Origin of the sequence: Pseudomonas sp. OV546, from assembly GCF_900116845.1 — a bacterium.
Classification (GTDB): domain Bacteria; phylum Pseudomonadota; class Gammaproteobacteria; order Pseudomonadales; family Pseudomonadaceae; genus Aquipseudomonas; species Aquipseudomonas petroselini.
The window spans coordinates 701,355-725,419 of sequence record NZ_FPCE01000001.1; the positions used below are offsets into that span (position 1 = coordinate 701,355).

Below are 24,065 nucleotides of genomic sequence, written 5' to 3' on the forward strand. Positions count from 1 at the left end.
CACTCATGGACACCAAACTGCTCGACATCCTCGCTTGCCCGATCTGCAAAGGCCCGCTCAAGCTCAGCGCCGACAAAACCGAGCTGATCAGCAAAGGCGCCGGCCTGGCTTACCCGATCCGTGATGGCATCCCGGTGATGCTCGAAAGCGAAGCCCGCACCCTGACCACCGATGAGCGCCTGGATAAATGACCACAGCCTTTACCGTTGTCATTCCCTCCCGCTATGCGTCGACCCGGCTGCCGGGCAAGCCGCTGCAACTGATCGGCGACAAGCCGATGATCCAGCTGGTGTGGGAACAGGCCTGCAAAAGCAGCGCCGAGCGCGTGGTGGTGGCCACCGATGACCCGCGTATCATTGAAGCCTGCCAAGGCTTCGGCGCCGAAGCCGTACTGACGCGTGAAGATCACAACTCCGGCACCGATCGCCTGGCCGAAGTCGCCACAAAACTTGGCCTCGCGCCCGATGCCATCGTGGTCAATGTGCAGGGTGACGAGCCGTTGATCCCGCCGAGCGTGATCGACCAGGTAGCCGCCAACCTGGCAGCCCATGGCGAAGCCCGCATGGCGACCCTGGCCGAGCCGATCGAAGACATCGCGACCCTGTTCAACCCGAACGTGGTGAAGGTGGTCAGCGACATCAACGGCCTGGCGCTGACGTTCAGCCGTTCGACCTTGCCATGGGCCCGCGATGCGTTTGCCAAGCAACCTGATGTGTTGCCGGAAGGCGTGCCCTACCGCCGCCATATCGGCATATACGCCTACCGCGCCGGTTTCCTGCATGACTTCGTCAGCTGGGGCCCGTGCTGGTTGGAAAACACCGAATCCCTGGAGCAACTGCGGGCGCTGTGGCACGGCGTGCGCATCCACGTGGGCGATGCGCTGGAAGCGCCGCCGGCCGGTGTCGACACCCCGGAAGACCTTGAGCGCGTCCGTCGCCTGCTGGGGGCCTGATGGAGGTCCTGTTTGTCTGCCTGGGCAATATCTGTCGCTCGCCCACCGCAGAAGGCGTACTGCGCCATAAATTGCGTGAAGCGGGGCTGGCGGGGCAGGTCGACGTAGCGTCCGCCGGTACCGGCGAATGGCATATCGGCAACCCGCCGGACCCACGCAGCCAGCGTGCGGCGTTGGTGCGTGGCTACGATCTGTCGGCCCAGCGGGCCCAGCAGGTCTCGCGCGCCGACTTTGCGCGCTATGACCTGATCCTGGCCATGGACCACAGCAACCTGCGCAACCTCAAGGCCATGCAGCCGGCGCAGGGCAAGGCGGAGCTGGACCTGTTCCTGCGCCGCTACGAGGCTGAAGTGGACGAAGTCCCCGACCCGTATTACGAAGGTGAACAAGGCTTCGAACGGGTCCTGGACTTGATCGAACGTGCCTGTGATTTATTGGTGATCGAATTGAAGGGGCGGTTATGACCTTGCAGGTGCTTGCGCAGGTATCGCTCAAGCCATTCAACAGCTTTGGCATTGACGTACGTGCCCGGCTATTCGCCGAGGCCCACAGCGACGACGACGTCCGTGAGGCCCTGGCCTATTCAGCTGCGCAGGCGGTGCCATTGCTGGTGATCGGCGGTGGCAGCAACTTGCTGCTGACCCAGGACATCCAGGCGTTGGTGCTGCGCATGGCCACCAAAGGCATCCGTGTGCTGCACGATGACGGCACGCAGGTGGTGGTCGAAGCCGAGGCGGGTGAAGCCTGGCACCCGTTCGTGCTGTGGACCCTGGAACAGGGGTTCTGCGGCCTGGAAAACCTCAGTCTGATCCCCGGCACCGTTGGCGCAGCCCCCATGCAGAACATCGGCGCCTATGGTGTGGAGATCAAGGATGTGTTCGTCGGCCTCACCGCCCTGGACCGACACACTGGCGAACTGCGCGACTTCAGCCTGGAAGAATGCAAATTCGCCTATCGTGACAGCCTGTTCAAGCACGAGACCGGGCGCTGGCTGATCCTGAGGGTGCGTTTTGCCCTGAGTCGCGCCCGCCACCTCACACTCGACTACGGCCCGGTGCAGCAGCGTCTGGCAGGGCAGGGCATTACCGACGCGACGCCGAGCGATGTCAGCCGGGCCATCTGCAGCATCCGCCGGGAAAAACTCCCGGACCCGGCAGAGCTGGGCAATGCCGGGAGTTTCTTCAAGAATCCATTGGTGGCCCAGGCGGTGGCGGCTGAACTGCAGGCGCTGTATCCGGACCTGGTGGCATACCCACAGGCCGATGGGCAGATGAAGCTCGCGGCCGGCTGGCTGATCGACAAGGCCGGCTGGAAGGGCTTTCGTGAGGGGGATGCCGGGGTGCACACGCTGCAGGCGCTGGTGCTGGTCAACTACGGCGGTGCCACCGGGCACGATATCGCCAACTTGGCCCAGCGTATCCAGCGCGACATTGCACAGCGTTTCAAGGTCGATCTGGAAATGGAGCCCAACCAGTACTGATCGGCTGCTCTCGATACGTAAGAAATAAAAATGCCCCGTATCTGTCGATACGGGGCATTTTTTATTGCGCTAGCGATCAGTCGTCGCGGCTCATGATGCCGAAGATCTGCAACAGGCTGATGAACAGGTTGTAGATCGACACATACAGGCTGACAGTCGCCATGATGTAGTTACGCTCACCGCCGTGGATGATCGCACTGGTCTGGAACAGGATGCACACCGAGGAGAACAGCACAAAACCTGCGCTGATCGCCAGTTGCAGACCGCTGATCTGGAAGAACATGCCTGCGACCACGGCCGCCAGCAGCACGAAGAAGCCAGCGGTGATGAAGCCGCCCAGGAAGCTCATGTCCTTACGGGTGATCAACACGTAGGCCGACAGACCACCAAACACCAGGGCCGTCATGGCAAACGCCGAACTGACCACTTCCGCCCCACCGGCCATGCCGAGGTAGCGGTTGAGTATCGGGCCGAGGATAAAGCCCATGAAACCGGTCAACGCAAACGCCGACACCAGGCCCCACGCCGAGTCACGCAGCTTGTTGGTCAGGAAGAACAGACCATAGAAGCCGATCAGCACGACAAAGATATTCGGGTAGCCGACGCGCATTTGCTGCGCCACGAACGCCATCACGCCGCTGAAGGCGAGGGTAAGGGCGAGCAAGCCATAGGTGTTGCGCAACACGCGGCTGACTTCAAGCTGCTCAGCCTGCGCGTTGCCATTCACTGCGTAATTCTGTTCGCGCATGGCGACACTCCTTCGGTTTTGAAACGTTCAGTCGCAAAGATCATAACAGACGCTCTGTAACAAGCGATGGCGAGAGTTTGACAGTGTGTTTCATTCGGGTATTATGGCGCCCGCTGAGACGGGATGGGCTATTATAATCTCGTGACGCACAAGGGAAATTGGCAGAGTGGTTGAATGCACCGGTCTTGAAAACCGGCGGACGTTAATAGCGTCTCCAGGGTTCGAATCCCTGGTTTCCCGCCAAGATTCAAACGAAAGCCCCGCGAATGCGGGGCTTTTGTGTTTCTGGGGTTTGAGTAGGCAACGGCGGTTTTTGATAGGCGTTCCGAAACTTTCGGGTAGGCGTTCCGAAATTTTGCCTATTTTGATGGTTTGGCAGTGGCGCCAATCCTCCTGTATACCCGTTTGGTAATCTCTTGCTTGCTATGTCCCAGCAGTAGGCTGGCGTCGCCAATATCGATGATTTCCGATGCCGCCTTGGGTCTGATGTCACGAAACTGAAACCCTCCAATCTTTGCTGCGAGCATAGGGTCGCCCTTATCCAGCGCGTTCTGCTGCGCCTTTTCCCTTGCCTTGTCCCACCGTAGGCGCAACATTCCTTTCGTCATCCTTTTACCGTGCTTGTTGATGAGTAGGTACTTGGACGGGTGGTTGGCATTCCTTTCGGTTATCTCTCTAACCAATTTCCCGAGACTGTTTTCTCCGGATTCTGTCCGCATCAAAATTCTGAGTTTCTGCCCGGTTTTACCTTGAGTGACTAAGAAGTAATCGCCCTCGGTGTCGTCGCTACGCATGATGATTACGTCGGCCGGTCTCTGGCCTGTCAGGTAGGCCAGGTCCATGGCTTCCTTAAGTTCGGGGCCCGCCATACCGTAGACCGCGTCCCAAACCACCGCATTGGCATAGTAGTCGCGTGGAACCTCCTTGTTCTTCCTGACGCCTTGACAAGGAGTGAGACCCCACTCGCAGGCCATATTGAACACGTGAGACAGAAGGGCGATTTCTCGGTGGGCTCTAACCTTGGCGGTGCGTGCGTCGCGATACCCGGCGATATTTGCTGGCGTCATGGAGTCTATGGGAGCCCCATCGAATGTGGGGCGTAGCTGTTTAAGTTCGGCCAGGTTGTCTTTCTGGGTAGCCGCCAGCACCGCTGTGGCTACAGCGCCGCTTGGCGCTACGGCTAGTCGATTCGCGCCCAAGGCGATGATGGGCAAGGGGCTCGGCTTCGCCAAGGTCGGGGCGCCCATGGCGCTGATCGAGGCTGGGTTGATCGCTGCTGATACCTATCAGAATGCAGAGACCCGCGACGAAAAAGCCGAAGGCTACGGCAACGCTGCAGGGACATTGGCCGGCACGCTGGCCGGTGCTGCAGCAGGTGCCGCAATTGGTTCGGTGGTGCCCGTGATCGGCACCTTCGTCGGCGGGCTGATTGGCGGGTTCCTCGGTAGCTGGGGCGGCGGCGAGCTGGGCAGTGCTGTGGGCGAGGCTGCATTCGGTGGGCCGGATAAACCGATAGAACGCTTGGCTCAGCCCTCGCCGTTGCTGCTGCCGAAGCCCAGTGGGCCGGGTATTTCTCGGTTTGCTCAACTGGCACCGGCTCCGGCTACCGGCCCATTGATGGGGGACGTTGCCCGGTCGTTGGCGACTGCTCCATCAGCTGCAGCAGTCCTGACGTTGCTCAGCGCCGGCGCCGCCGCGAAACCGGATCCTGCTCGCGTTGAGCAGGCCTGGACGTTCGCCCCTACCATGCCGGTGACGGTGCAGGGCGACGTCAAGGATCCACGGGAACTGGCGCAGGAAATGATGCCGTACATGCGTCAGCTGTTCGAGGAGTTCAGCCGGGAGCAGGCGCGGCGCAACCTATTCGATGCCCCTCACGTTTAAGGTGTTGTCATGGCTTACATGGAGCAACTGCAGTCCGGTTTCAAATCCCTGGTCAAGGCTGGGGAGGCGGGTCGACACAGCATCGACGGCATGATCGGCCCGGTGAACGGCGCCATTGGCGAGATCACCGGGGCGGCCGATGAACTGTCCAGCATTCCCGGTGTGCCGCCGGGTGTTGGTGAAAAGCTGCAGCGGGTGATGCGCGGTATCGATGCGGCGTAGTCCAGGGTCGGCGCGGTATTATCGACCTACAGCAAAACGACCCGTGCGATATCGACCATTGATGAGCGCCTGGGCACCTTGAAGGAACAAGCCGCACAGGCCAGTACCGCAATCAACCAGATGGCCGGCAAGGTCAGCCCGCGCTTGGCGAACATTTTGCCCACCAGCGTCCTGGCGCCAAATGCCACGCCCTTGGCGGAAGCGGTTAAACCGTTTCCGCACCTGCTGATCCTGCAGCCGCTACAAACGAACGCCCAGCCGTTCTACTTCAACCTCGACACGGCGGCGTTCGATGAACTGCGCCGGTAGACGGAATTTCGCTGGGCCTCGCAAGAGCGCCTCAGTCGTCGACCGGCGCAGCAGGCCATTGGTATGGGGGAGGAAAAACTCAGCTTCAAGGGTGCGATATTCCCCACGTTCAAAGGCAGCCTCAAGCAGCTGGACACCCTCCGCTCCATCGGTGCCCAGTTGCTGCCGTTGAACCTGACCACCGGCTACGGCGTAGTCCTCGGGACCTAGTGCTTGCGCAGTCTGGAGGAAGAGCAGGGCGCGTTGCTGGCTGGCGGGATCCCGAGCAAGCAAACCTTTAGTTTGGAGTTCACACGCTATGGCGATGATATGCAGAACGTCTGACGGCGACCTGCTGGATACGTTGTGATACCAGCATTACGGGCACCTGAATGGCACTGTTGAGGCGGTGCTCGCGGCCAATCGGTTATTGGCGGATGAGCTGCAGCCGTTGCGCACAGGGTTGTTGATCACCTTTCCTGATCTTGCCGATGCTGTCGCAGAGCAGGTGCAGCTATGGGATTGAGGAAGACAACCACTGGACAAGGTTGGTAGCATCCAGCCACTACTGATTGTGGTTTTTCATAGGGAAGTGATTTGATGAGCAAGAAATTGATAGCAGGCACGTTGATGGGAATGGGGCTCTTTTTAAGTTCCTTGAGCGCGGTAGCCGCCGACAACCTTTTCAAAAGCTATGCCTATGGTGCTCCGTTATCCAGCTTCAAGGAAGCGAAGGGGTACTACGACTGCTCCGACGAGGTGGGAGGGGTAGCACGCTGTCTTGATGACGTAGATTTCATCGGTCACAAATTTACAGCAGCCCTGATTTTTTCCGGATCGAAGCTGGTTATGTTTTCTCTGTTCAGTCCGTTCGATAACGATCTGCATGCTACGGCTTTAGGCTCTATCGCAAAGACCTTTAAGCTCACCTCGCTTTCCGATGGCAAGTCGCTGCTCGATGTTGTTCAGGCTTCTGCGACAGCGAAGAACCAAGAGGAACTAACCTCAAAAGTTGACATTTACGAAACCCGCGCACTAAACGGCGATACGTTGACTTACACCTTTTACGAAGGTGTCGAACAGAACAAGGGCTACCGAAATATGAGCAGTCAGCTCTCCGCATTGCCTGATAACGTGCGGGCTGCGGAGCTTATTCTCACCGGTGAGGGGGCCGATTCTGCTCTAATAATCAGGTTCAGTTTTCCAAAGCTGCAAGCAAATAAAGCCGCCGAAGCTGCAATGAAACCTGTCGAAGCTTTCTAGCTGTTAATCGCTGAATTAGCCCCGCCTCTGCGGGGCTTTTTCGTATATGGGGTATTCCTTTTTGAAACCTATTTTCAGGATTGTCGCTGACGGCACCGACATCACGGCTCTGATCAATGATCGTCTACTGCTACTGCGTACTCTCGACAAGCCTGGCATGGAGTCGGACGAGTTCGAGCTGCGCATTGATTACCGCGACGGCGTAGTGTCCCTCTCCATAAAAGGGGCTGCGATACAGATTTACCTTGGGTACGACAGCAAAGCACTGGCCCGCCTGGGCCGCTACACGGTCGATGACATCGAGGTCTCCGGCCCGCCCGACACCCTGGTCATTCGCGGCAAGGCCAGCGACATGCGCGGTAGCGGCAAGACCAGAAGCGGACATTATGGACTGACGCGCTCATCGCTTGCGTAGGCTCAGACGAGCGCGGTTAAGCGTAAATCGCTCGCCATGATTACAGTTTTTGCCTTGTTTTAGGCTTTAGCAGCGCTGACAAGAAATTCGACCAGCAATCGCGAAACAGCCAGCTTTTCCTCACTGCACGCTCGTGCTGGTGAATGTCCTTCTGGCACCCAAGCGTCCCAGACTTCGTTCATGGCTTCAAAGTCAGCCATGTCAGCCAGCAAAATGGTCACTTGCAGCAGATGCTCACTTGACGACTCTACTTCCTTCAAGAGCGAATCGACACGTGATAGTGCGGTATGAGCCTGGTCTGCTACTGATGTATGTTCATCGCCTATCGAATATACGTTTAGAAGGGATGGCGTATGGGAATGCTGCTTTTCGTCTCATGTATCTGATGGCGCCTGTGACCAATGCAATGCAACCATCCAGTTTCCTTGTGATTGCCTTTTTTGCTAAAACGACGATCCAGGACCTACAGAACGAGTCGATTGCAACCCGACATGACGGGCTGCAATCGATTCAGAGACATTTATAGAAGCGTCTGAATAATTTTCCTAATCGATTAATTACCGGATCACTTTGCATCCCAATCAGGAGCAAACGGAGGCTGGACAAAGCGCTGATCTTTAGCGAGAGATGCGATCGCCTGCCGATCCTCGTCGTCCAGTTTCACCGCAAGGGCTTCCAGGTTCGCTTTCTGACTTTCGGCGCGCTGAGCTTTCGGAATTGCGATCACACCGTCTTGATCAAGTAGCCACGCGATGGCGACCTGAGCTGCCGAGACGTCATGCTTAGCGCCTATTTGCATCAACGTCGGATCAGTCGCCGCTCTACCCTGAGCCAGAGGCGCGTACGCGACCAATGGAATATTTCTTTCCCTTAGGAAGGTTAAAAGACGAGTCTGATCAAGGAATGGATGGTATTCGACCTGAACCGCTGCAACGGATGCACCCAACTCATCGATCGCGGTACGAAGCATCGGCATATTGAAATTACACACCCCCAGTTCCCGAATTCGTCCGCTATCACGCAAAGAGCCGAGGGTCTTCATCAGGGCTGCCATGTCCATGGATGCCGAAGGCCAATGAACCATGTAAAGATCGACGTATTCCAACCCAAGCTTTAACAGGCTCTTATCGAATGATTTCAACAACGCGGTTGGCTCGAGCTGGTCGTGCCACACTTTTGTCGTAACAAATAGCTCGCTGCGCGCTATACCTGATGCGACTAGTGCACGACCTACCGACGCCTCATTGTCGTACATGGCCGCAGTATCAATATGCCGATAACCCACGTCGATAGCACTTTCGACTACCGCTTGGCAGCCGTCACCGGGCATACGGAACGTACCAAAACCTAAACGGGGAATAGTCAAACTTTTAGAGATCAAGCGTTTCATCAAATCACCTTTAATCTATATAATCCAGCGATGAAGGCCGTAGCGAATTAATCAATAGACCAATTCTTCCAAGTTTCCGAAAGTTCAGCCAGACAGCAAAAGCGTTGCCTTCGATATTAGCTTCCGGCACAAATCCCCAATAGCGGCTATCGGCGCTATTGTCGCGGTTATCACCCATTCCAAAGTAGTAGCCTGCGGGAACCTGACAGCTGACCTCTGATGCCCCATAGATGCAGTTTTCTATATGAGGAAATTTCCAGACTGGATAAATGTTATGGTCGCCTCTTGGATTTACGTAAATATCATGGGGGTGAATCCCCAACGTTTCACTGTATCTGTTGGCGGATAGACCCACTGGCGTATCCAAACGGCCAGGCACCAAGTCGATGGCAATCTTCACGCCATTTACAAAAAGTTGGTTATCCCTATACGCGACGGTGTCGCCCGGCAGACCCACGATGCGTTTTATATAGTGTATACGGGGATCCTGTGGGTAGCGGAAAACAATGACGTCGCCCCGTTCAGGAATGCCATGACTCAATATTTTTGTTCCCATGACAGGAATATGGAGTCCGTAAGCAAACTTGTTCACCGGGATGAAGTCGCCCGATTCCAGTGTCGGCAGCATGGAGTCAGACGGAATCTTGAATGGCTCGACAATGAACGACCGGATAATGAAGACCACCAGAATGACTGCAAACAGACTGGATAAAAATCGCACACCGTACACTGCCCAACTTAAAACACGGCCGACCCCGTTATTAGCCGCACCTGATATGACGGCAGGCGCCTCAATACCGGGCCTTTTATCAATGATTGCGAAATCAAGAATCTTCGCAATGCCGGTCACCGCCAGCACAGCGCATAGTACCAACGAAAAATCCAAATCCATCTGACTTCCACCCAATTCGTTCGCCGCGCCGTGCCCGATAAAAGGCAAGCCACGTGAGCTTATTTCGACTGAAAAAGAAGACCTTTAAGAACCGTTTTAAGCGTCGTTTTCCCTTTCATCCGAACATCAGCGCTGCGCTCGAATTCAATCCACCCTTCATTGAAACCGTCTAGCATCTGCATCCTCGGTAACGGATTGAGAGCACCTTGTTCGCGAAACATTGGCTCCCAGCTTTCGCGTGGGACCGCTTCTACGGAAATAGGCTTGCCCAAGATCTCACCGAAGACCTTCGCCATCTCGTTAGGCGAGACCCATTGGCCTTCCAGTTCGACTATTTGCGCACCCGTCCATTGCTCTTGGAGCAATCCAGCAGCGACTTCACCGACGTCAGCCGACGCGATCATCGGCACCTGTTTATCAAGCGGATGAAGAAAGCTGTTGATCATGCCTTGCTCAAGAACTGATGTGATATCAAACGCCGCATTGTCCATGAACCAGCCCGGACGCAGGAAGGTAACCGGCACTGGAAGTGCGCTCAGCGCCTTCTCCATCAACGTACGCTGGGTCAACAAATTGATCTGAGCCGCCTGGGCACCGATGGTGGAGATGCACACTACTTTCTCTGGCCTGGCAGCATCGATTGCTTGTGACACGGCATCAATGACAGCACGCGCTTCCGGAAAACCTGGGGCTGGATCGAACTCGGAGGGCGGAAGAATGAAAACACCACTCGCGCCCTCAAATGCGCGGGTAAGTGCCGAGGCATCATCCATATTGGCAATGACGACTTCACACCCCAGAGCTTCCCAATACGCGCCTTTTACCGGGTCTCTTACTACCGCGCGAACAGCTTGACGATTATAGAGAAGCGCACGTGCCACTGCGCCGCCGACTTTTCCGGTGATACCCGTGATGACATACATAGTTCTGTTTCCTTAGGTGTTAGAAGTACATCAAGCCTTATTCAGTCCGGCGTAAAGCCCATGCTCGAACTGTCCATAAAGCTTCACTACTGCTGGGTCATAAAACGGCAGTGTCTGGGTAAAGATCGCACCGGTCACCTGCTTGACCGGGTCTAGCCAGAAATAACAATTAAGCAACCCGGCCCAACTCCCGCTACCCGCACTTCGCCCGTTGGGCCCCGGTTGGCTGTTGATGTCAAACGACAGCCCCCATTTGTGCGGGGTATCAGGAAATTGGTTAAAGCTTTCTGAATAGGCAGGTTGTGCTGACTTCATCTCGACGACGTTTAGGTCGCCGATATGGTTGCGGAACATCGTCGCGACAGTTTCTGGTTTCAAAAGGGTCGAACCGTTGAACACGCCACGGTGCAGGAGCATTTGAAGGAACTTCAAATAGTCTCGAGGTGTACTGAACAAACCGCCGCCGCCGCTGAAAAACTCAGGACGCTGAGGCATCTCGAACGGGCCTGTCTTCAACGATCCATCCTGCTGGCGCATATGAAGAGTGGGAACCCGTTGCTTTTGAGCGCTACTTATAAGAAAGCCTGTATCGGTCATGCCCAGTGGTGAAAAAATGTTTTCCTTGAAGTAGATCTCCAATGACTGGCCACTCACCGCCTCGACCAGTTTCCCCACCCAGTCCAGACTGATGCCGTACTCCCAGCGGTCTCCCGGATCAAACTCCAGAGGAGCCGTGAACGCGCCATTTTTGGACGTGGCGATATCAGGCATACCCGTAACTTTTTCATATTCGCCCAACGCCTCGCTCCATACGCTGTAGGTAAATCCAGAGGTATGGGTCAAAAGGTGTCGCACGGTGATGGGCCGAGCAGCCGCGCGCAAACGAGGCTGTCCTGATGCGTCAAACCCTTCAAGCACATGAGGTGACGCTAATTCCGGAAGAATTTCGCTCGCTGGTTGGTCAAGCGACAGTTTCCCTTGCTCAATCAACTGCATGCACGCAGTTGCAGTGATCGCTTTAGTCATCGACAGCAACCAGAACACCGATTGCGATGAAATCGCCGTTCCCGACTTCAAATTACCGCTGCCGTATGCTTTTTCGTACACCACGCCTTGTTTTGTCGCTCCTATTGCTACGACACCCGCCACCGTGCCATTTCGAACAGCGGCATCAAGTGCCTGGTCGATGGACCTGAATGAAGCATCTGGCTTGGGTGTGGACCAAACCGTTTGAGTTGACGCCTCGGCCTCGGTCAACCCCGCAAAGGCCGACGCAACCAGAAGACCCGATGCACCTTTGAGCATGTTCCGGCGAGTGAGATCGTATGGCATGGAGAAGGACCTGAATTTGAAGACAGGGCCAGAGTAGCTACCTTTTATCATTGACAGAATGCCCAACCAGTCACATCTTTAGTGACCTTTACGCACGAGTGGATAGCGAGATGAGTTTTGACGGTCGCCTGCTTTCAAACATCAGTGTCCTGGCCGCTATCGTTCACAGTGGCAGCTTCGCGCGGGCGGCTGAAGCATTGAGCATGTCGCCCTCTGGCATCAGCCGCGCTGTTGGACGTCTAGAGACAAGCATCGGCGTACGACTGTTCGATAGAACAACACGGTCAGTGACGCTAACGGATGAAGGACGCATGCTCTACGGAGAAATAAGTCCGTTGTTGGCAGGGATAGGTGATGCGGTCAACTTAACCTCCGGCGCATCCACTGCCGTGCGGGGCCGACTGAGAGTCAATGTCGATACGTACTTTTCCCGTCGGATGATGGCGCCCCACTTGTCCAGGTTTTTAACGCTGTACCCAGAGATCTCCCTTGAACTCCTCGTCCGCGATCAACTGGGTGATCTGGTCGGAGAAGGATTCGACATTGCGATCCGCTTCGGCCAACCACCGTCGTCTACCTTGATCGCACGCAAATTGCTGGAAACCAGTACGGTCACTGTCGCTTCGCCGGACTACTTGAGTAAATACGGGTCTCCTAAAACACCCTCTGATCTGATTCACCATTCCTGTATTCAGATGAAAAGCACCATGACCGGGTTGCCTATGGAGTGGGAGTACACAAGGGGAAAAACGACGATGCCGGTCAAGACCACCAGCAGATTATTGGTCAATGAATCAGGTACTCTGATAGGTGCGTGCTTGGCGGGCGTAGGTATTGCACGCATCAAAGCCAGCGGGGTGAAGGATCTTATCGCCCAAGGTCATCTTGTTGAATTACTTCAAGGCTGGAGAGGTGAGAAGTTTGATCTTTACGCCCTGTACCCATCTCGACATTTACCCCCTGCCAAGGTCAGAGCCTTCATCGATTTCGTGAGTGAGTTTCTGCGTGAGGGAGCACCTCTATCGGATTAACTCCCCCATGACATTGATCTTGAGGCTCATCCAACTTGCACCGGCCACCAGTCATATCATTACGAGCGAATGTATCCGGCGTGCTTGCATTGGACCGACCAGTCCCGACACTAGACATTACCGTCATGCTATTTGCCAACCTGCCGGGCAGTGTGGTGGTGGTCTGGTCGCTCTGCCGGCTACGACAGCCGAGCCGCAGCATTGGTTTATATGACGCACTGGCGAGAATACTGTTCACTGTCTGGCAACTATTCGCGGTAGTCCATGGAGCCAGTTTTCTGATCCTCGGCTTCACCTGTTTCGAAGTCGGATTTGCCATCGCGCAGATCCTGCCACTGAACCATCCACAAAAAGTCCGAACGAACGCACGCCCTAGGCGTTCTGGTCTCGGTTTGTAATAGACGGAATGTCCGCTTTGGGTCGATTTCTGTCCTTCACGAAAGGCAGAAGACGGCCAGAACCGGTCGACTCGCTTTGGCTTTTTTGCCGCTTTCAAGCACTGCTGTAAGCCAGATTAGGGTAGCTATTGTCCTCACCTTTAACCTATCGAAAGACAAGAAATCTGGTCATTGCTATCTAACTAATACATCCCTTCCAGGAAGCCAACCATCGGCCGTGAGCCCGAGCAATGGTTCAGACTTAAATGTGATAGGGAAAGAAATCCGTTTCGCTTCATCTCAGGAGGGTTTAACAATTCCTCCCCAGAACGAGAGAGCTGTGCCGTCATTGAGGAACAGCGTGGGTTGTCGATGGCCAATATGTTCAACCAGACTCCAGTGCACGTACCCCAGATAGCGAGTGCCATCGGCATCGCAAAATTCGGCTCGCACGATCATCGCCAAGCCTACTTCCTCAACACAAGGTCGGACTGTGCATTCATCTTCAACGGACTCGTCCATCGGAAAGCACCATACCCCAACATCGTGCATCAATCTCTTGCGGCATGGAGTGAAGGTCGGCGATCTCCAGCAGAGTAAATCGGAAATCCTGCTGACGCTCCACTTCAACGCCCAACGCCTGCACCAGTGCTTTGTTATGGCCGTGACCGTTCTCGAGCCATGCTGACGTTCCTAATTAATCCGTGCACTGACACATTGGTTGCTTTGGACTGGTCAGACCGTTGAAAGAGCAATCGCTTTTTCTAAGACGGCCTGTAACATCTGCTCCGGTGATTGTTCCTTGTTGAAGAGGCTCGGTGACAATTTATCAGAGTCGTTTTCAGTCGATTGCCGGAGAAGGGCGAGCGGCCCCGATTGTCCTAACTGCTCTTGGTAAAGACTTTTTATACTGTCCCTAAAACCATCAGGGTATGCCGCTTTCTCGACCCCTGGAAGATCATCGAAATAGTCCATGATGCCTTTGAAGATTTCACTGTTGTCACCGCCGTTCGTTATAGTGGCGTACAACTTGGAAAAATATGTTTCATCCTGCTTACTAAGCTCCCCATAAGCGGCATACCGTTCAGCATCCGTATAGGTTCCTGAATCATCATAAACAATATTGCTTAGCCCGTTTCGGGCCATACCTTCAAATGGGTTTGGAAGTTTTTCGGGAGGGAGTTTAGAAAGCCCAATGGCGTAATCCAGTGACTGCTGACCTAACGCCAAACGGGCAGGGTCGTCTGTTTTGGGGAGTAGATACTCATTATTAAGATTCCCGCCAGCAATCCGCTGCCCGAAATTGTACATATCGCTCTGACCTTTTGCATATTGTCCTTTTAAATCCCTATTGGACATAGAGGCTTGTTTGTCATCAGCCTTACTTAATGCGTACAGTGCCCGTGCAGAATCGGAGATTGTGACGGTCTCCGTCGTCTTGAGGGCGGCATCCCCTGAAGGTAAATTTACAGGGTTGGACGAAGGAAGCTTCTCTTGTGTGGAAACCTTTGCCTGTGTACTTGCTTGATACGATTTGATCGAAATGTCCATGGTGATACTCCATGCGCTGAGGATAGCTCGAGAGCTATCTTCAGCTAGGGTTCCTATACAAATGTCGGATTATTTGATTTCAAATTCGACAGTGTAGTTATAGGGGGGCGCCGATTGAATTGCTGTGATATTTGCATTGCAAGTAGCGTTATCGAAACCAGTGCTAGTGCCCATTTTAGCCCAGCTAGGGGCTTTAGTCGTTGGATTGACTTGGTGGCTTGCTGCAAAACGACATTTCTTATTACCTGACGTATAGACAAACCGCATTCCTGAAACCGTATCCGCGACACTGGTCAGGGCAAATGTTGTCGTTGCAGACGGCAGAATCGTACTTGGGGTGGGGGCTACACTCCCTGAAAAGTACTCGAAAGTGTACGCGGCTGGGCCGGTCGTAGAGTTCTTCACCTTCACGGTGACGATGGTGCCTGCTTGGGCAGATGCAATCATAGAGGCGAATAGAGTTGCTGCCCCGAACAGTTTAGCGAATCTCATAAATATCCCTTTAATTTTGATAATCACTATAACTCATGTCTTGCCGCGTTTCGGTAAGCACTTTAACTACAAGTGCCTTCTTGATGCAGAAGGATAGTGGCTTTAGGTCATACATCCATGACGCGAAAGCATTTTCCCTCGTCTTGTATAGAAAATACAGCAAGACTCAACCTCTATAGCGGCAGGTAACCAGAATTCTTTAAGCCAAGGATTGCTGTTTTTGACACATCGGATGGATAAAGATTTCACAACCTGCAGGAACTAACACATATCCAGCCTGCAACCCTTCAATTTCAATAGCTTGCGCAGTGGTCCTGGTTGCCGCTACCGGCTATCACTCTAGTCATAGTCCATAGGTTGAGTGACTCATTTTCGCCACTGCCTGTGGCGGCACCACTATGCTCTTGGGAAAGCGACTGAGCGTGATGATGCACGACCAATACTATTTCAACGACGAGAAATATCTGGGAGACATAGGTTCTCTAGAATGACGGTTTGGCGAGCGAGAAACTCTATCGATGTATCTCTTGAGTGATGGCGAAAGAGTAGGGGGGGACTTGTTGCCCTCTGATACGCCGGTGTCCTTCAAGTTCAAGATAGAGCCAAACGTAACCTGCTCCTGGAAGAGGGAAAACCTACTTGTAGGTTTATCAGCAACCCACCTCGGTTTGTCGGAGGAAGATTGTCGTCTTTTGCTATTTGACGTAGCCGCCGAAATTGTGGGGACGAAATTAAATAACAGTCCCCATGCCAGTGCCAATCGACGCCGGATTTAGGCTCATCAATGGAATGGCTGACGGTCTACTTTTGGCCAATTACAGCTTTTCACAAAAAGCTATCCCCCTGAACGGAGACTCGCCAACGTCAGCCACGCTGCAAAAAGCAGCTCGCCCCGTTACTGCAACGGAACATACACATCCGTTTGCCATTGATCCTGCGGTGTTTGCGGATACACGCTCAGGTAATGGAAGAACAGTGGCTGATCACGCAGTTCTTCGCCACTGGCAGGCAGCCAATCGCGGTAGATCGGATAGATCGATTCGCCGATGTGGTCCGGTGACCCCACGTGCCGCACTACGACGCAGCGACCGCCAGCAATGACTAGTTCGCGCACGCCGAACGCATTCGGTTCCACCGCCTCGTGAATCTCGCCGCAAATGGCGAAGCGGAATGCTTCTGCTGGCGTGGTGTCGGGGTTGCCGTAGGGAATGCCAAAGCTGCGACTCGATGCCACCGGCGACTGCCCGCTCTGCATGCGCCACTCGATGAACCTGCTCACGCTCTCATTGACGAGCCCGGGGGGGCCGCAATGTTCAAGCGCTGCGACCCGGACTTCGGGGAACTCCACGATTCGTACTTGCATGATGATAGTCCTGGAAAAATGAGGGATGGTGAACACCGCATGCCAGACCTGCCAGTTCGGCGCCTTCCTGAACGCACTCGGCGTCATACCGACCGCTCGCTTGAACGCCCTGCAAAACGCCTCGGGACTGTCGAAACCGGCACCGAGTGCCGCCTCCAGTACCGAGTGATCCGCGACGGCGGCCAAGCGATGGGCGGCGCGTCGTAGCCGCATCAGTTGCACATAACGTGAAACCGGCACGCCGACGAACGCGGTGAATTGGCGATGGAAGTGAAACGTCGAAAAATTCGCCACATGGCTCAACGTCTTCACCGACAGATCATCTTCGAGATGCTCATCAATGTAGGCGAGTACGGCGTTGAAGCGCTTTGTGTAAGCGACGTTGATCGGCGTGTCGGACACTGGTACAAGCTCCTGGAAGTACGGTCGGCAATAGCGTCGACTATAGCGACGGTAGCCTGCCTAGCCGGGTTTGCTCAACGCGGGTTGCGGGGAGGGGAACACCCGTAGATGAGTGACCACCCCCTTTTACCCTCGCGACGTCTTCCATTGAGCATGCGTAAGTCCGTGACACGTCGCCAAGGCAGGCGCGGCGGATAGTTTCAGTTCGGCGTCATACAAGTGCACCGCACCCCACTTCATCGTGGCCGTTTGCGAAAGCGATTGTCCGCTTGCGACGCGGCACAATCAGGGCGCGTGCGCAGCTTGGCTTCCCAGTAATTGGCCCATTAAATTTGTGGCTTTTCTGGCGAGCTTTTACTCGTCATCTCTTTGTTTTTTTACTATTATCGTTCACCTGCGCACTCAAGGAAGAGAGGCTGAGCGCCTTGAGGCTGGTAGAAAATTCATACTCGATCATTGAACGAGTTATTGCTTTTACCCAGAACCTAACGACTCAGCCAACCATAAATACCTCTTGGTGAAACCGATGGATAAAATGTGTGGCATCGTTGTAGTGGTAGGACTTGCTCTCGCGGGATGCGCTACGAAAACCCCAGAAAAACCTGAAGTGGCTCCTCCACCTGCCGTCGTTCAGCAATCACCCTCTGAAGTCGCACCTTCGACACCAGCACACTCGCCTGCGGGATATGAGGCTGTACCTGCGAGCGCCAGCACTGACGCCCCAATCGCCACCTCTGCGAAGGCCGCTCAGGCAGAATCAGAAACAAACCTTAACCAAAATCGCGCTGAGCAATGCCGTAAAGAAATCGATGTTTTAAAGCTTTATAACAAAGCGTCTTACGCTAAATACGAGGCGGAATACCAAGCCATTGCGGTCAAGACTGCCAAGTACATGGAAGTCAAAGACTCATTAGGTCCTGATTTGAACTACATGGTTATGCCCGCTTATCAATTTCAAATTCGCGAATTCTGCTTCCGGGTTAAGACTCGTCTGTCGGAGCTTGTGCTTCGCCAAGCAAAATAATGATTCCACGTCAGGGTAGGTCTTTTGCCGGTTAAGAAGCGCTGAAAAAGACTTCCCTCTCTGGTGAAATACTTGCCTCACGCGAATCGAACGGTTAAGCGCCGATGAAGCAGGCTGCCTTCGCCGATGCCGGCTAGGCTGGCGAACATCAGCAGGCCCGCCGCGAGCGCTTCTTGGTCTGGAACTTGGTCTAGAAAGGTCAGGTGGTGCCCCGGAAGGGTTTGATTGCCTTGAGGGTGCTGCAGTATCCGAAAGGTGGAGATGATCTGCGGCGTATCGGTTTATGGATCAGTCGGCAAGGCAGTCGACCTCGATTAACTGCGCCCCTCAGTCGCAAATCGTTGCCGCTTTATCCGGTACATCTCCCCATCTGCATGACTCAGCAACGTATCCGCATCCTCCCCATCCCCCGGATAAAACGCCACGCCAACACTGCAGGACGGCATCTTCACCCCGCCAAACTCAGGCCCCAGCGGCTCAGCCATGACCGCAAGTATCTGCGCCACCTTCCCGGCAACCGCATCCGGTGATTGGATATCCGTGATCATCACCGTGAATTCATCGCCGCCCATCCGGGCCACCAAGTCGTTCTCGCGCACGCAGCGCTCCAGTCGTCGTGCAATCACGCAGAGCACGCGATCACCCATGGCATGTCCATGCACGTCATTGATGCCCTTGAAGTCATTGATGTCCAGGAACAGTAACGCGAGCGTGTGGTTTTGACTGCGTGCGGTTTGCAGGGCGTGGTCCAGCCGAGCATTGAACAGTGAGCGGTTGGTGAGGGCGGTCAGCGGATCATGGTGGGCGAGGAAGCGTAGTTCCTCCTCGGCCTGGGTGAGCGCGGTGATGTCTCGCGCGACACCAATTCGCGCACCCACCTCTTGGGACCAGAAGGCCGCCCACAGGATGTGCACGACGCTGCCATCCTTGCGGAGGTAACGGTTGCGGAAGTCGACATGGGGTTGCCCGTTCATGACCCGGACAATGGAGGCGCGCGTGCGCGCCAGGTCTTCAGGGTGCATGTAGTGAGTGATCAGGGTGCCTGTCAGCTCTTGCGCACGGTAGCCGAGCAGTGCCTCGCAGGCATCGCTCACGAAGACAATCTGGTTTTCGCCATCGACGACGAAGACCGTATCCAGCATCAAGTGGATCAGTTTTGGATACAGAGCTTGCAGGTCAACGGGCATGGGGCGTCGGGCGTCCGGTTCAGATGGCCTGATCATAGCCCTATCATGAAGGGGGCGGCGGGCAGTCCTGCAAATTTTTAATGCCGTTCATGCCCGTCGAGCCCCGGTTTATCAGTGGCGCTTGTTCTTATGTTTGTGCTTATTGTTGCCTCTGTGCTTTTTGCCGTCCGATCGATGACCGCTCTCATCATCCGCCAGGTTGTTGCCGAGCGCGCCACCTGCAGCACCGCCGAGACCAGCACCGATAGTTGAGCCGGTTGTGCCGCCGAGGCGATTGCCTATGAGCGATCCACCTGCAGACCCAACCCCACCCCCTATAGCGGCTTCTGCCCTATTGCCTTTCTGAGCACCGACGGCTCCACCGGCGGCACCCCCCAAGCCTGCGCCTACTGCAGCGCCCGTCGAGCCGCCAAGCTGCTGGCCTACGATATTGCCAAGTGCACCACCAACGCCGCCTCCGAGAGCGGCTGTACCGTCTCCGGCAGCCATCGCTCCTTGCGAAATCATCACGCCTAAAACCAGGGCGGGTAGTGTCATTTTCATTTTTGAACCTCTATGGGTTGTCAGCAGGCGCTCATGGGTTAAAGCACGCCTGGCATTAGGATTGAAACAAACGGCCGAAGTTCTTAAGGGGGCAATGTCCAGGCTCAAATGGTTGTAACAAGGTGTGCCGCAATAAATTCAGTCGCTTGGTCGAGAGCTAGAGCCGCGAGCCTATACAAACACGCCAAAACAATCAGGCGTCTGCGGTGCTTTTGGGGGGCTGGTTGTTCACCGTGATTGTCGGAACGTATGATCACCACGTGCGCCTTACCTGGGCGCTGAGATTCACCCCCTTTTGAAGGACATGAGCATGCAAAAGCACTTCGGTCATTCAGGCCTGTTCAAGGCTGCTTCGTATCTGTGCAGCGAAACCCTCAGCAATGGCATCGCCAGCTGGGAGTTGAAAAACAGTGCGTTGAATACGAAGGAGTTTTTGATATGTCCAAAGAATTACTCGGAGTTTCTGCTCTAGGGTTAATGGTTATCGGCGAGTTTTGTGCAATCTACAGTGAGGTGGTAACCGCCAGGCTGGCTCAAGCCGGTGACGGCTCATGGCAGGGGTTCATTATGCCGGTGGCCGTGATGTGCTTCGCCGGGCTTTGCCTGTTGGGTGCTTATTGGCTGGGGTATCTGGCGGTCGGTGACATCTGGGTGGTCACGGTGGTTTCAGTCACCTCGTTATTGTTGCTGGAGCCTGTGGTGATCTGGGCGCTGTTCCATGAAATCCCCGGGCGAGGCGCATTGATCGGCTTTTGCCTGGGCGCCTTGGGCATGCTCGCCACGGTCTTGCTGTAGGTGCACGTTCTGGCCCGACAGAAAGGATGTCGGGCCGGTTCACCCGTGTGTCACAGGCAATACCTTCCACCGCCGCGCCTGCGGTTGAGTTTTAAAGCGGTAATACCTAGCTCAGCAAAAAAGCTGTGCCACCGAAAGCAGGCAAATTACCTGAACAACCATTTGTGCTCGAATTGGATGTTTCATTGCCGTCACCCTCAAGTACAGTTGCTGGTGAGTATGCCGGGGGCGATGTAGGCAACCGTGTCAGGCCGTTAAAAGGTTGAAATGCCACCCTGAATCGCCGACAACACACGCAACTGTTACAAGCAGTATAGACCCTGGAAAAAATATCCGTCACGGATACGTCTTTTCGCCGTCCCGGCGGTCTCTGCTTACAACTATCTCCCCACCAGCATTGCACTTTTTTGGATTTCTCGGCTCTATCCTTGTCCCAGCCCCGCCGATCCCCGCGTGGGCAGATGAACCAGATCGGGTGCCGATGGATCGCACGTTTACTTGTTTGCACACTCGACGGATGCGCCGGCCCTTGCTGCTGGCCGCCGCGTTAATGCTCTGTGCCAGCGGTTGCAGCCAGCAACAGGGCCGGGATATCGCCAAGCAGTTCAGCAATGGCAAACCCGATGAGTTCTTCCAGACCAGTGTCGATCGCATGGCAACGCTGGGCATGCGTGACAATCTGCAAAGCCTGTATTTGCTGATGAATAAGCTCTATCTGCGAAACCCCAGCCAGTGGCGTCAGTCGGGTTACCCGGACGCTGTGAGCGCGGCCCGCGAGATTCGCCAGGCTATCGAGCAGCGTCGAACCCTTCCGGCGCTGGGGGAGCGTGGTGACCTGGCGGCACTGAGTTACTCCTTGAGCCCTGAATTCAAAGGCGACCGGGTCGGGGCGTTTATCTATGCCATCGGCAGCATGATCGTGACCGCTCACGGTGGCCGTACCGAGTTCTACATCACTGACGCGATCAATCCTGAATTCGTCAGCAACGCCGCGCGTAACATCGAGAAGGCCACCTGGCTGCTGAGCAAGCGCCAGGATGCGAATGGCGTGCTGTTGTTGTTTTCCAATGAGATCTCGGAGGAGGGCAGCAACCTCAGTTTCGCGGTGGAGTTCGGCAAGATTGTTGCGCGCCTTGACTTGCTGACCCAGATGCTCGATGAGCGCTATCGACGCATAGGCCTCAACTACGCCCAGAGTTTATTGCTGATGAATTTCCTGCCCGTGCAATGACCGTTTGACGGGCACGCGACAACGTCAGCACAACGCTTGAACCTGTGGCCTCATTGAGTGATCGGTGCGGTATTTCTCTTTCTTCTGTAGGACGCGGCCTATCTTGCTTCCCTGTGCTTGAAACACCCTGCGGTCATCAATAGCCTCGGATTTTTCCGAAAAATGGAGGCCATGCACCATGGGTAAGCTAAAAACGGTTTGGCCTACGGATCGCGAAATACGTTTGCGCTTTATCCTGTTTGCCGTGATCGATGTAGCGAGTGTCCAGGGTGTTTCCTCCGAGTTATTACTGCCCGCACACAAACTGCTGCGTGAATCGCCGACGCAGATGCAACTGCTCGATGCGTTGAGCGAGATCCTGGCGGCGGATGAGATGTACGGTTTCCGCCTCCCGCCAGGGTCGGAAGCGGAGGAACTGATGCAAACGTTGAAGGAAACTGAACGCTAGGTACGCCCGGTTAGATCGTTTATTTCCATAAGATAGGTCGAGATTGCGCAATCGAATATCCATCGCGTCGGTTTGTCTCGTTTGACAGTCATGACATACGTAATAGCGCCGAAATACTCGTTATCACAACGTTTGCAGCTGTTTTCTTCAACTAAGTTTCCCTGCGAACATCCATTCCTGCTGCTCTGCCGCCGTCTTGCGCCACCGCCTGGCGTCTCTAGAATCGGCCCCAGAACTTACTCATTTCCTGTCGATTACGGAGTTTCGAAGATGATGAACGCCATGCAGATGCCGATGAACACCGCCATGCCAATGATGCCGATGATGGGCATGCCGATGATGATGGCCACCATGAAATGCGAAATGGCTGCGGACGCCATGATGTGCACCATGAAGCCGGCTACCGGCATGGACATGGCTCAGTTCAAGACCAACGCCGAAATGATGGCGATGATGATGAACTGTGGCATGCCGATGATGATGCAGTGCGCCAACATGTCGATGATGTGCATGTCAGCCGACGCCATGGCCATGATGACCGGCATGAACATGATGCCCATGATGGGCATGCCGATGCCGATGATGAAGTGTGTGATGGAATGCACCCTGATGGGCGACAGTATGATGTGCAAAATGATGCCGATGCCGATGCCGGGCATGAGCATGGCCATGATGGAAAACTGCTGCATGCTCATGAACAAAATGATGAACGACTGCGCCATGCCGATGATGATGAGCTGCAACGGCATGCCGATGATGTGCTGCACCTGCTGATAGGTCCCGCACAAAAAAACGCCCCGATTATTCGGGGCGTTTTGCATGTCAATCCAGGCGTTCCGGGTAGGTGATCACCAGAAACGCCACGGCCTCGCTGTCTGCCGGGTTGCGGTAGCGGTGGGGCTGGTCGGCGTAGAACAGGATCGAGTCGCCGGTGGAAAGCAGGTAACGCTCGTCGTTGACGCTGACTTCCAACACGCCTTGAGCCACCACCAGGTTTTCCTGGATGCCGGGGCCGTGGCCTTCGGAAATCTCCTCGCCCAGCGCTCGCAGGCGGATCTCGTAGAACTCGGATTGACGCGCGGTATCGTAGGGGAACAAGGCACGGCTGATAAACCCGCCATCGGCACTGACCAGGCGCTTACTTTGTCGCGCCGGCAACACTTCCACCCCCTCAAAGGCACGGTCTTCCAGGAACGCCGCCACTGACACCTTCAAGCCCTTGGCAATCTTGCACAGTACCTTGATCGACGGCACGCTGCGCCCGGATTCGATCTGCGCGAGCATCGCCCGGCTCACGCCGCAGACCCGCGCCAATCCATCCAGGGACAAGTGCCGTTTGCTGCGCAAGCGTTGCAGGTTGTGGGCCACGCACAGGCTGATCACATCATCATCAGGGCTGGGCTTGGGCAGCGGTTCAGGCGGTTCGGGGAGCACGTGCAGGAAATTCATCGGCCTTACGCCCGGCGAGTATCGCTGGACGGAGCGGCTTGAGCGGTAAACACCGCCAGCCCGGCACGCGCGGCGTACATCGCCCACATCAACTCGGCCGCTGCACGCGCCTGGCGGCGTTGACGGTGGAGCGTGAAGTCGATGAGGGTGGCGGATGTCTGCATGGGGGTGGTCTCGTGGTACGTGGGTGACTCAGTGGTTCCACAGTAATGCTTGGCGGTTATTTCGTTAAATACTGAGTTTGCATGTGGTAATTCGATTTCGGACTTAGCAAATAATCCACATCTGACGCTGTTGTGGGAAAGGTCTGGTCCGTTAATAAGGAGTGACCTGGCGGGCGTCCCTGTCTTCCCACCACGTGCCCTCCGAATTCCAAGGACCCG

General features: G+C 55.2%; 28 protein-coding genes, 1 tRNA gene and 3 pseudogenes. 17 read left to right on the forward strand and 15 right to left on the reverse strand.

The genetic code is table 11. The annotated features are described in order from the left end of the window. Positions 1–5 precede the first annotated feature (5 nt). The 4 genes from BM403_RS03310 to murB are packed head-to-tail and all read left to right on the forward strand — an operon-like array spanning position 6 to position 2,432. Positions 6–191, forward strand: coding sequence for a Trm112 family protein (locus BM403_RS03310; protein WP_003174668.1), 186 nt, complete (start codon positions 6–8; stop codon positions 189–191). After that, a complete protein-coding gene (gene kdsB / locus BM403_RS03315) occupies positions 188–952 on the forward strand; it encodes a 3-deoxy-manno-octulosonate cytidylyltransferase (RefSeq protein WP_012724908.1) in 765 nt (254 codons plus the stop codon). Before BM403_RS03310 ends, kdsB begins: the two co-directional genes overlap by 4 nt. Beyond that, the gene (locus BM403_RS03320; RefSeq protein WP_012724907.1) at positions 952–1,416 is read left to right on the forward strand and encodes a low molecular weight protein-tyrosine-phosphatase; all 465 of its coding nucleotides are present in this window, start codon (positions 952–954) and stop codon (positions 1,414–1,416) included. Before kdsB ends, BM403_RS03320 begins: the two co-directional genes overlap by 1 nt. Beyond that, complete coding sequence (gene murB, locus BM403_RS03325; RefSeq protein ID WP_093541564.1) at positions 1,413–2,432, forward strand: UDP-N-acetylmuramate dehydrogenase; 1,020 nt, start codon at positions 1,413–1,415, stop codon at positions 2,430–2,432. The genes BM403_RS03320 and murB overlap by 4 nt, the downstream gene beginning before the upstream one ends. 76 nt (positions 2,433–2,508) lie before the next feature. Here murB and BM403_RS03330 read toward each other — a convergent pair whose 3' ends face one another. Further along, positions 2,509–3,180: a Bax inhibitor-1/YccA family protein gene (locus BM403_RS03330; RefSeq protein ID WP_003174664.1), complete on the reverse strand. Its 672-nt coding sequence runs from the start codon at positions 3,178–3,180 to the stop codon at positions 2,509–2,511. 152 nt (positions 3,181–3,332) lie between these two features. Between BM403_RS03330 and BM403_RS03335 the strand changes: the two genes are divergently transcribed. Next, positions 3,333–3,423: transfer RNA gene (locus tag BM403_RS03335), tRNA-Ser, on the forward strand. Positions 3,424–3,539: 116 nt separating this feature from the next. On the opposite strand, the gene BM403_RS03340 is transcribed toward BM403_RS03335, so the two are convergent. Next, the gene (locus tag BM403_RS03340) at positions 3,540–4,394 is read right to left on the reverse strand and encodes a tyrosine-type recombinase/integrase (RefSeq protein WP_256577115.1); all 855 of its coding nucleotides are present in this window, start codon (positions 4,392–4,394) and stop codon (positions 3,540–3,542) included. Here BM403_RS03340 and BM403_RS03345 point away from each other — a divergent pair. The 5 genes and pseudogenes from BM403_RS03345 to BM403_RS03365 all read left to right on the forward strand — a co-directional run. Continuing rightward, positions 4,387–5,064, forward strand: coding sequence for a hypothetical protein (locus tag BM403_RS03345; RefSeq protein WP_244886023.1), 678 nt, complete (start codon positions 4,387–4,389; stop codon positions 5,062–5,064). The genes BM403_RS03340 and BM403_RS03345 overlap by 8 nt on opposite strands. A 9-nt stretch (positions 5,065–5,073) precedes the next feature. Then, positions 5,074–5,919 (forward strand): annotated as a pseudogene (locus tag BM403_RS03350) (phage tail protein). Continuing rightward, positions 5,894–6,100, forward strand: a pseudogene (locus BM403_RS03355) (tail protein X). The pseudogenes BM403_RS03350 and BM403_RS03355 overlap by 26 nt, the downstream one beginning before the upstream one ends. Before the next feature lie 74 nt (positions 6,101–6,174). Beyond that, the gene (locus BM403_RS03360; RefSeq protein ID WP_046035504.1) at positions 6,175–6,837 is read left to right on the forward strand and encodes a hypothetical protein; all 663 of its coding nucleotides are present in this window, start codon (positions 6,175–6,177) and stop codon (positions 6,835–6,837) included. A gap of 61 nt (positions 6,838–6,898) precedes the next feature. Continuing rightward, positions 6,899–7,225 (forward strand): annotated as a pseudogene (locus BM403_RS03365) (late control protein); the annotation flags it as partial. Between the two features lie 86 nt (positions 7,226–7,311). On the opposite strand, the gene BM403_RS03370 reads toward BM403_RS03365, so the two are convergent. The 5 genes from BM403_RS03370 to BM403_RS03390 all read right to left on the reverse strand — a co-directional run bounded on the left by BM403_RS03370 (position 7,312) and on the right by BM403_RS03390 (position 11,789). Next, positions 7,312–7,578: a Rid family hydrolase gene (locus BM403_RS03370; protein WP_093541566.1), complete on the reverse strand. Its 267-nt coding sequence runs from the start codon at positions 7,576–7,578 to the stop codon at positions 7,312–7,314. Between the two features lie 239 nt (positions 7,579–7,817). After that, positions 7,818–8,642, reverse strand: a complete 825-nt coding sequence (locus tag BM403_RS03375) for an aldo/keto reductase (RefSeq protein ID WP_093541568.1) — start codon at positions 8,640–8,642, stop codon at positions 7,818–7,820. A 10-nt stretch (positions 8,643–8,652) separates the two neighbouring features. Then, complete coding sequence (gene lepB, locus BM403_RS03380) at positions 8,653–9,534, reverse strand: signal peptidase I (RefSeq protein ID WP_093541570.1); 882 nt, start codon at positions 9,532–9,534, stop codon at positions 8,653–8,655. A 59-nt stretch (positions 9,535–9,593) separates the two neighbouring features. Next, positions 9,594–10,457: an NmrA family NAD(P)-binding protein gene (locus BM403_RS03385; RefSeq protein WP_046035500.1), complete on the reverse strand. Its 864-nt coding sequence runs from the start codon at positions 10,455–10,457 to the stop codon at positions 9,594–9,596. Positions 10,458–10,487: 30 nt separating this feature from the next. Next, positions 10,488–11,789, reverse strand: coding sequence for a serine hydrolase domain-containing protein (locus BM403_RS03390; protein ID WP_093541931.1), 1,302 nt, complete (start codon positions 11,787–11,789; stop codon positions 10,488–10,490). A 110-nt stretch (positions 11,790–11,899) separates the two neighbouring features. On the opposite strand from BM403_RS03390, the gene BM403_RS03395 reads away from it, so the two are divergent. Both BM403_RS03395 and BM403_RS31325 read left to right on the forward strand, forming a co-directional pair. Next, complete coding sequence (locus BM403_RS03395; RefSeq protein ID WP_046035499.1) at positions 11,900–12,820, forward strand: LysR family transcriptional regulator; 921 nt, start codon at positions 11,900–11,902, stop codon at positions 12,818–12,820. A gap of 125 nt (positions 12,821–12,945) precedes the next feature. After that, positions 12,946–13,218 (forward strand): hypothetical protein, encoded by a 273-nt coding sequence (locus BM403_RS31325; RefSeq protein ID WP_139237936.1) that lies wholly within the window; start codon positions 12,946–12,948, stop codon positions 13,216–13,218. Between the two features lie 279 nt (positions 13,219–13,497). Here BM403_RS31325 and BM403_RS31330 read toward each other — a convergent pair whose 3' ends face one another. The 4 genes from BM403_RS31330 to BM403_RS03415 all read right to left on the reverse strand — a co-directional run bounded on the left by BM403_RS31330 (position 13,498) and on the right by BM403_RS03415 (position 17,005). Further along, positions 13,498–13,719, reverse strand: coding sequence for a hypothetical protein (locus BM403_RS31330; RefSeq protein WP_139237937.1), 222 nt, complete (start codon positions 13,717–13,719; stop codon positions 13,498–13,500). 213 nt (positions 13,720–13,932) lie between these two features. Then, positions 13,933–14,748, reverse strand: a complete 816-nt coding sequence (locus BM403_RS03400) for a hypothetical protein (RefSeq protein ID WP_093541572.1) — start codon at positions 14,746–14,748, stop codon at positions 13,933–13,935. 69 nt (positions 14,749–14,817) lie between these two features. Next, positions 14,818–15,267 carry a hypothetical protein gene (locus tag BM403_RS03405; protein WP_093541574.1) on the reverse strand — a complete coding sequence of 150 codons (450 nt, stop codon included), beginning with the start codon at positions 15,265–15,267 and terminating at the stop codon, positions 14,818–14,820. 868 nt (positions 15,268–16,135) lie between these two features. Then, complete coding sequence (locus BM403_RS03415; protein WP_046035497.1) at positions 16,136–17,005, reverse strand: AraC family transcriptional regulator; 870 nt, start codon at positions 17,003–17,005, stop codon at positions 16,136–16,138. A 526-nt stretch (positions 17,006–17,531) separates the two neighbouring features. On the opposite strand from BM403_RS03415, the gene BM403_RS32095 reads away from it, so the two are divergent. Next, a complete protein-coding gene (locus tag BM403_RS32095; protein ID WP_224795926.1) occupies positions 17,532–18,029 on the forward strand; it encodes a hypothetical protein in 498 nt (165 codons plus the stop codon). A 314-nt stretch (positions 18,030–18,343) separates the two neighbouring features. Here the strand turns inward: BM403_RS32095 and BM403_RS03425 are convergent, their stop codons facing one another. Continuing rightward, positions 18,344–19,216, reverse strand: a complete 873-nt coding sequence (locus BM403_RS03425) for a GGDEF domain-containing protein (RefSeq protein WP_093541576.1) — start codon at positions 19,214–19,216, stop codon at positions 18,344–18,346. A 111-nt stretch (positions 19,217–19,327) separates the two neighbouring features. Further along, entirely contained in the window at positions 19,328–19,723 is a 396-nt protein-coding gene (locus BM403_RS32100) for a glycine zipper domain-containing protein (protein ID WP_370636064.1), read from the reverse strand. 513 nt (positions 19,724–20,236) lie between these two features. Here BM403_RS32100 and BM403_RS03435 point away from each other — a divergent pair. The 4 genes from BM403_RS03435 (at position 20,237) to BM403_RS32105 (ending at position 23,007) form a co-directional block, all read left to right on the forward strand. Next, positions 20,237–20,554, forward strand: a complete 318-nt coding sequence (locus BM403_RS03435) for a hypothetical protein (RefSeq protein ID WP_046035494.1) — start codon at positions 20,237–20,239, stop codon at positions 20,552–20,554. 517 nt (positions 20,555–21,071) lie between these two features. Beyond that, positions 21,072–21,785, forward strand: a complete 714-nt coding sequence (locus tag BM403_RS03440) for a hypothetical protein (protein ID WP_371913991.1) — start codon at positions 21,072–21,074, stop codon at positions 21,783–21,785. Positions 21,786–21,963: 178 nt separating this feature from the next. After that, entirely contained in the window at positions 21,964–22,233 is a 270-nt protein-coding gene (locus BM403_RS03445) for a hypothetical protein (RefSeq protein WP_012724893.1), read from the forward strand. Positions 22,234–22,503: 270 nt separating this feature from the next. Continuing rightward, positions 22,504–23,007, forward strand: a complete 504-nt coding sequence (locus BM403_RS32105; protein WP_256577116.1) for a hypothetical protein — start codon at positions 22,504–22,506, stop codon at positions 23,005–23,007. Positions 23,008–23,055: 48 nt separating this feature from the next. Here BM403_RS32105 and BM403_RS03455 read toward each other — a convergent pair whose 3' ends face one another. Both BM403_RS03455 and BM403_RS31840 read right to left on the reverse strand, forming a co-directional pair. Continuing rightward, on the reverse strand, positions 23,056–23,682 hold the full coding sequence (locus BM403_RS03455; protein WP_012724892.1) for a helix-turn-helix domain-containing protein: 627 nt from the start codon (positions 23,680–23,682) through the stop codon (positions 23,056–23,058). Between the two features lie 5 nt (positions 23,683–23,687). Continuing rightward, complete coding sequence (locus BM403_RS31840) at positions 23,688–23,846, reverse strand: hypothetical protein (RefSeq protein WP_175538044.1); 159 nt, start codon at positions 23,844–23,846, stop codon at positions 23,688–23,690. Positions 23,847–24,065 lie beyond the last annotated feature (219 nt).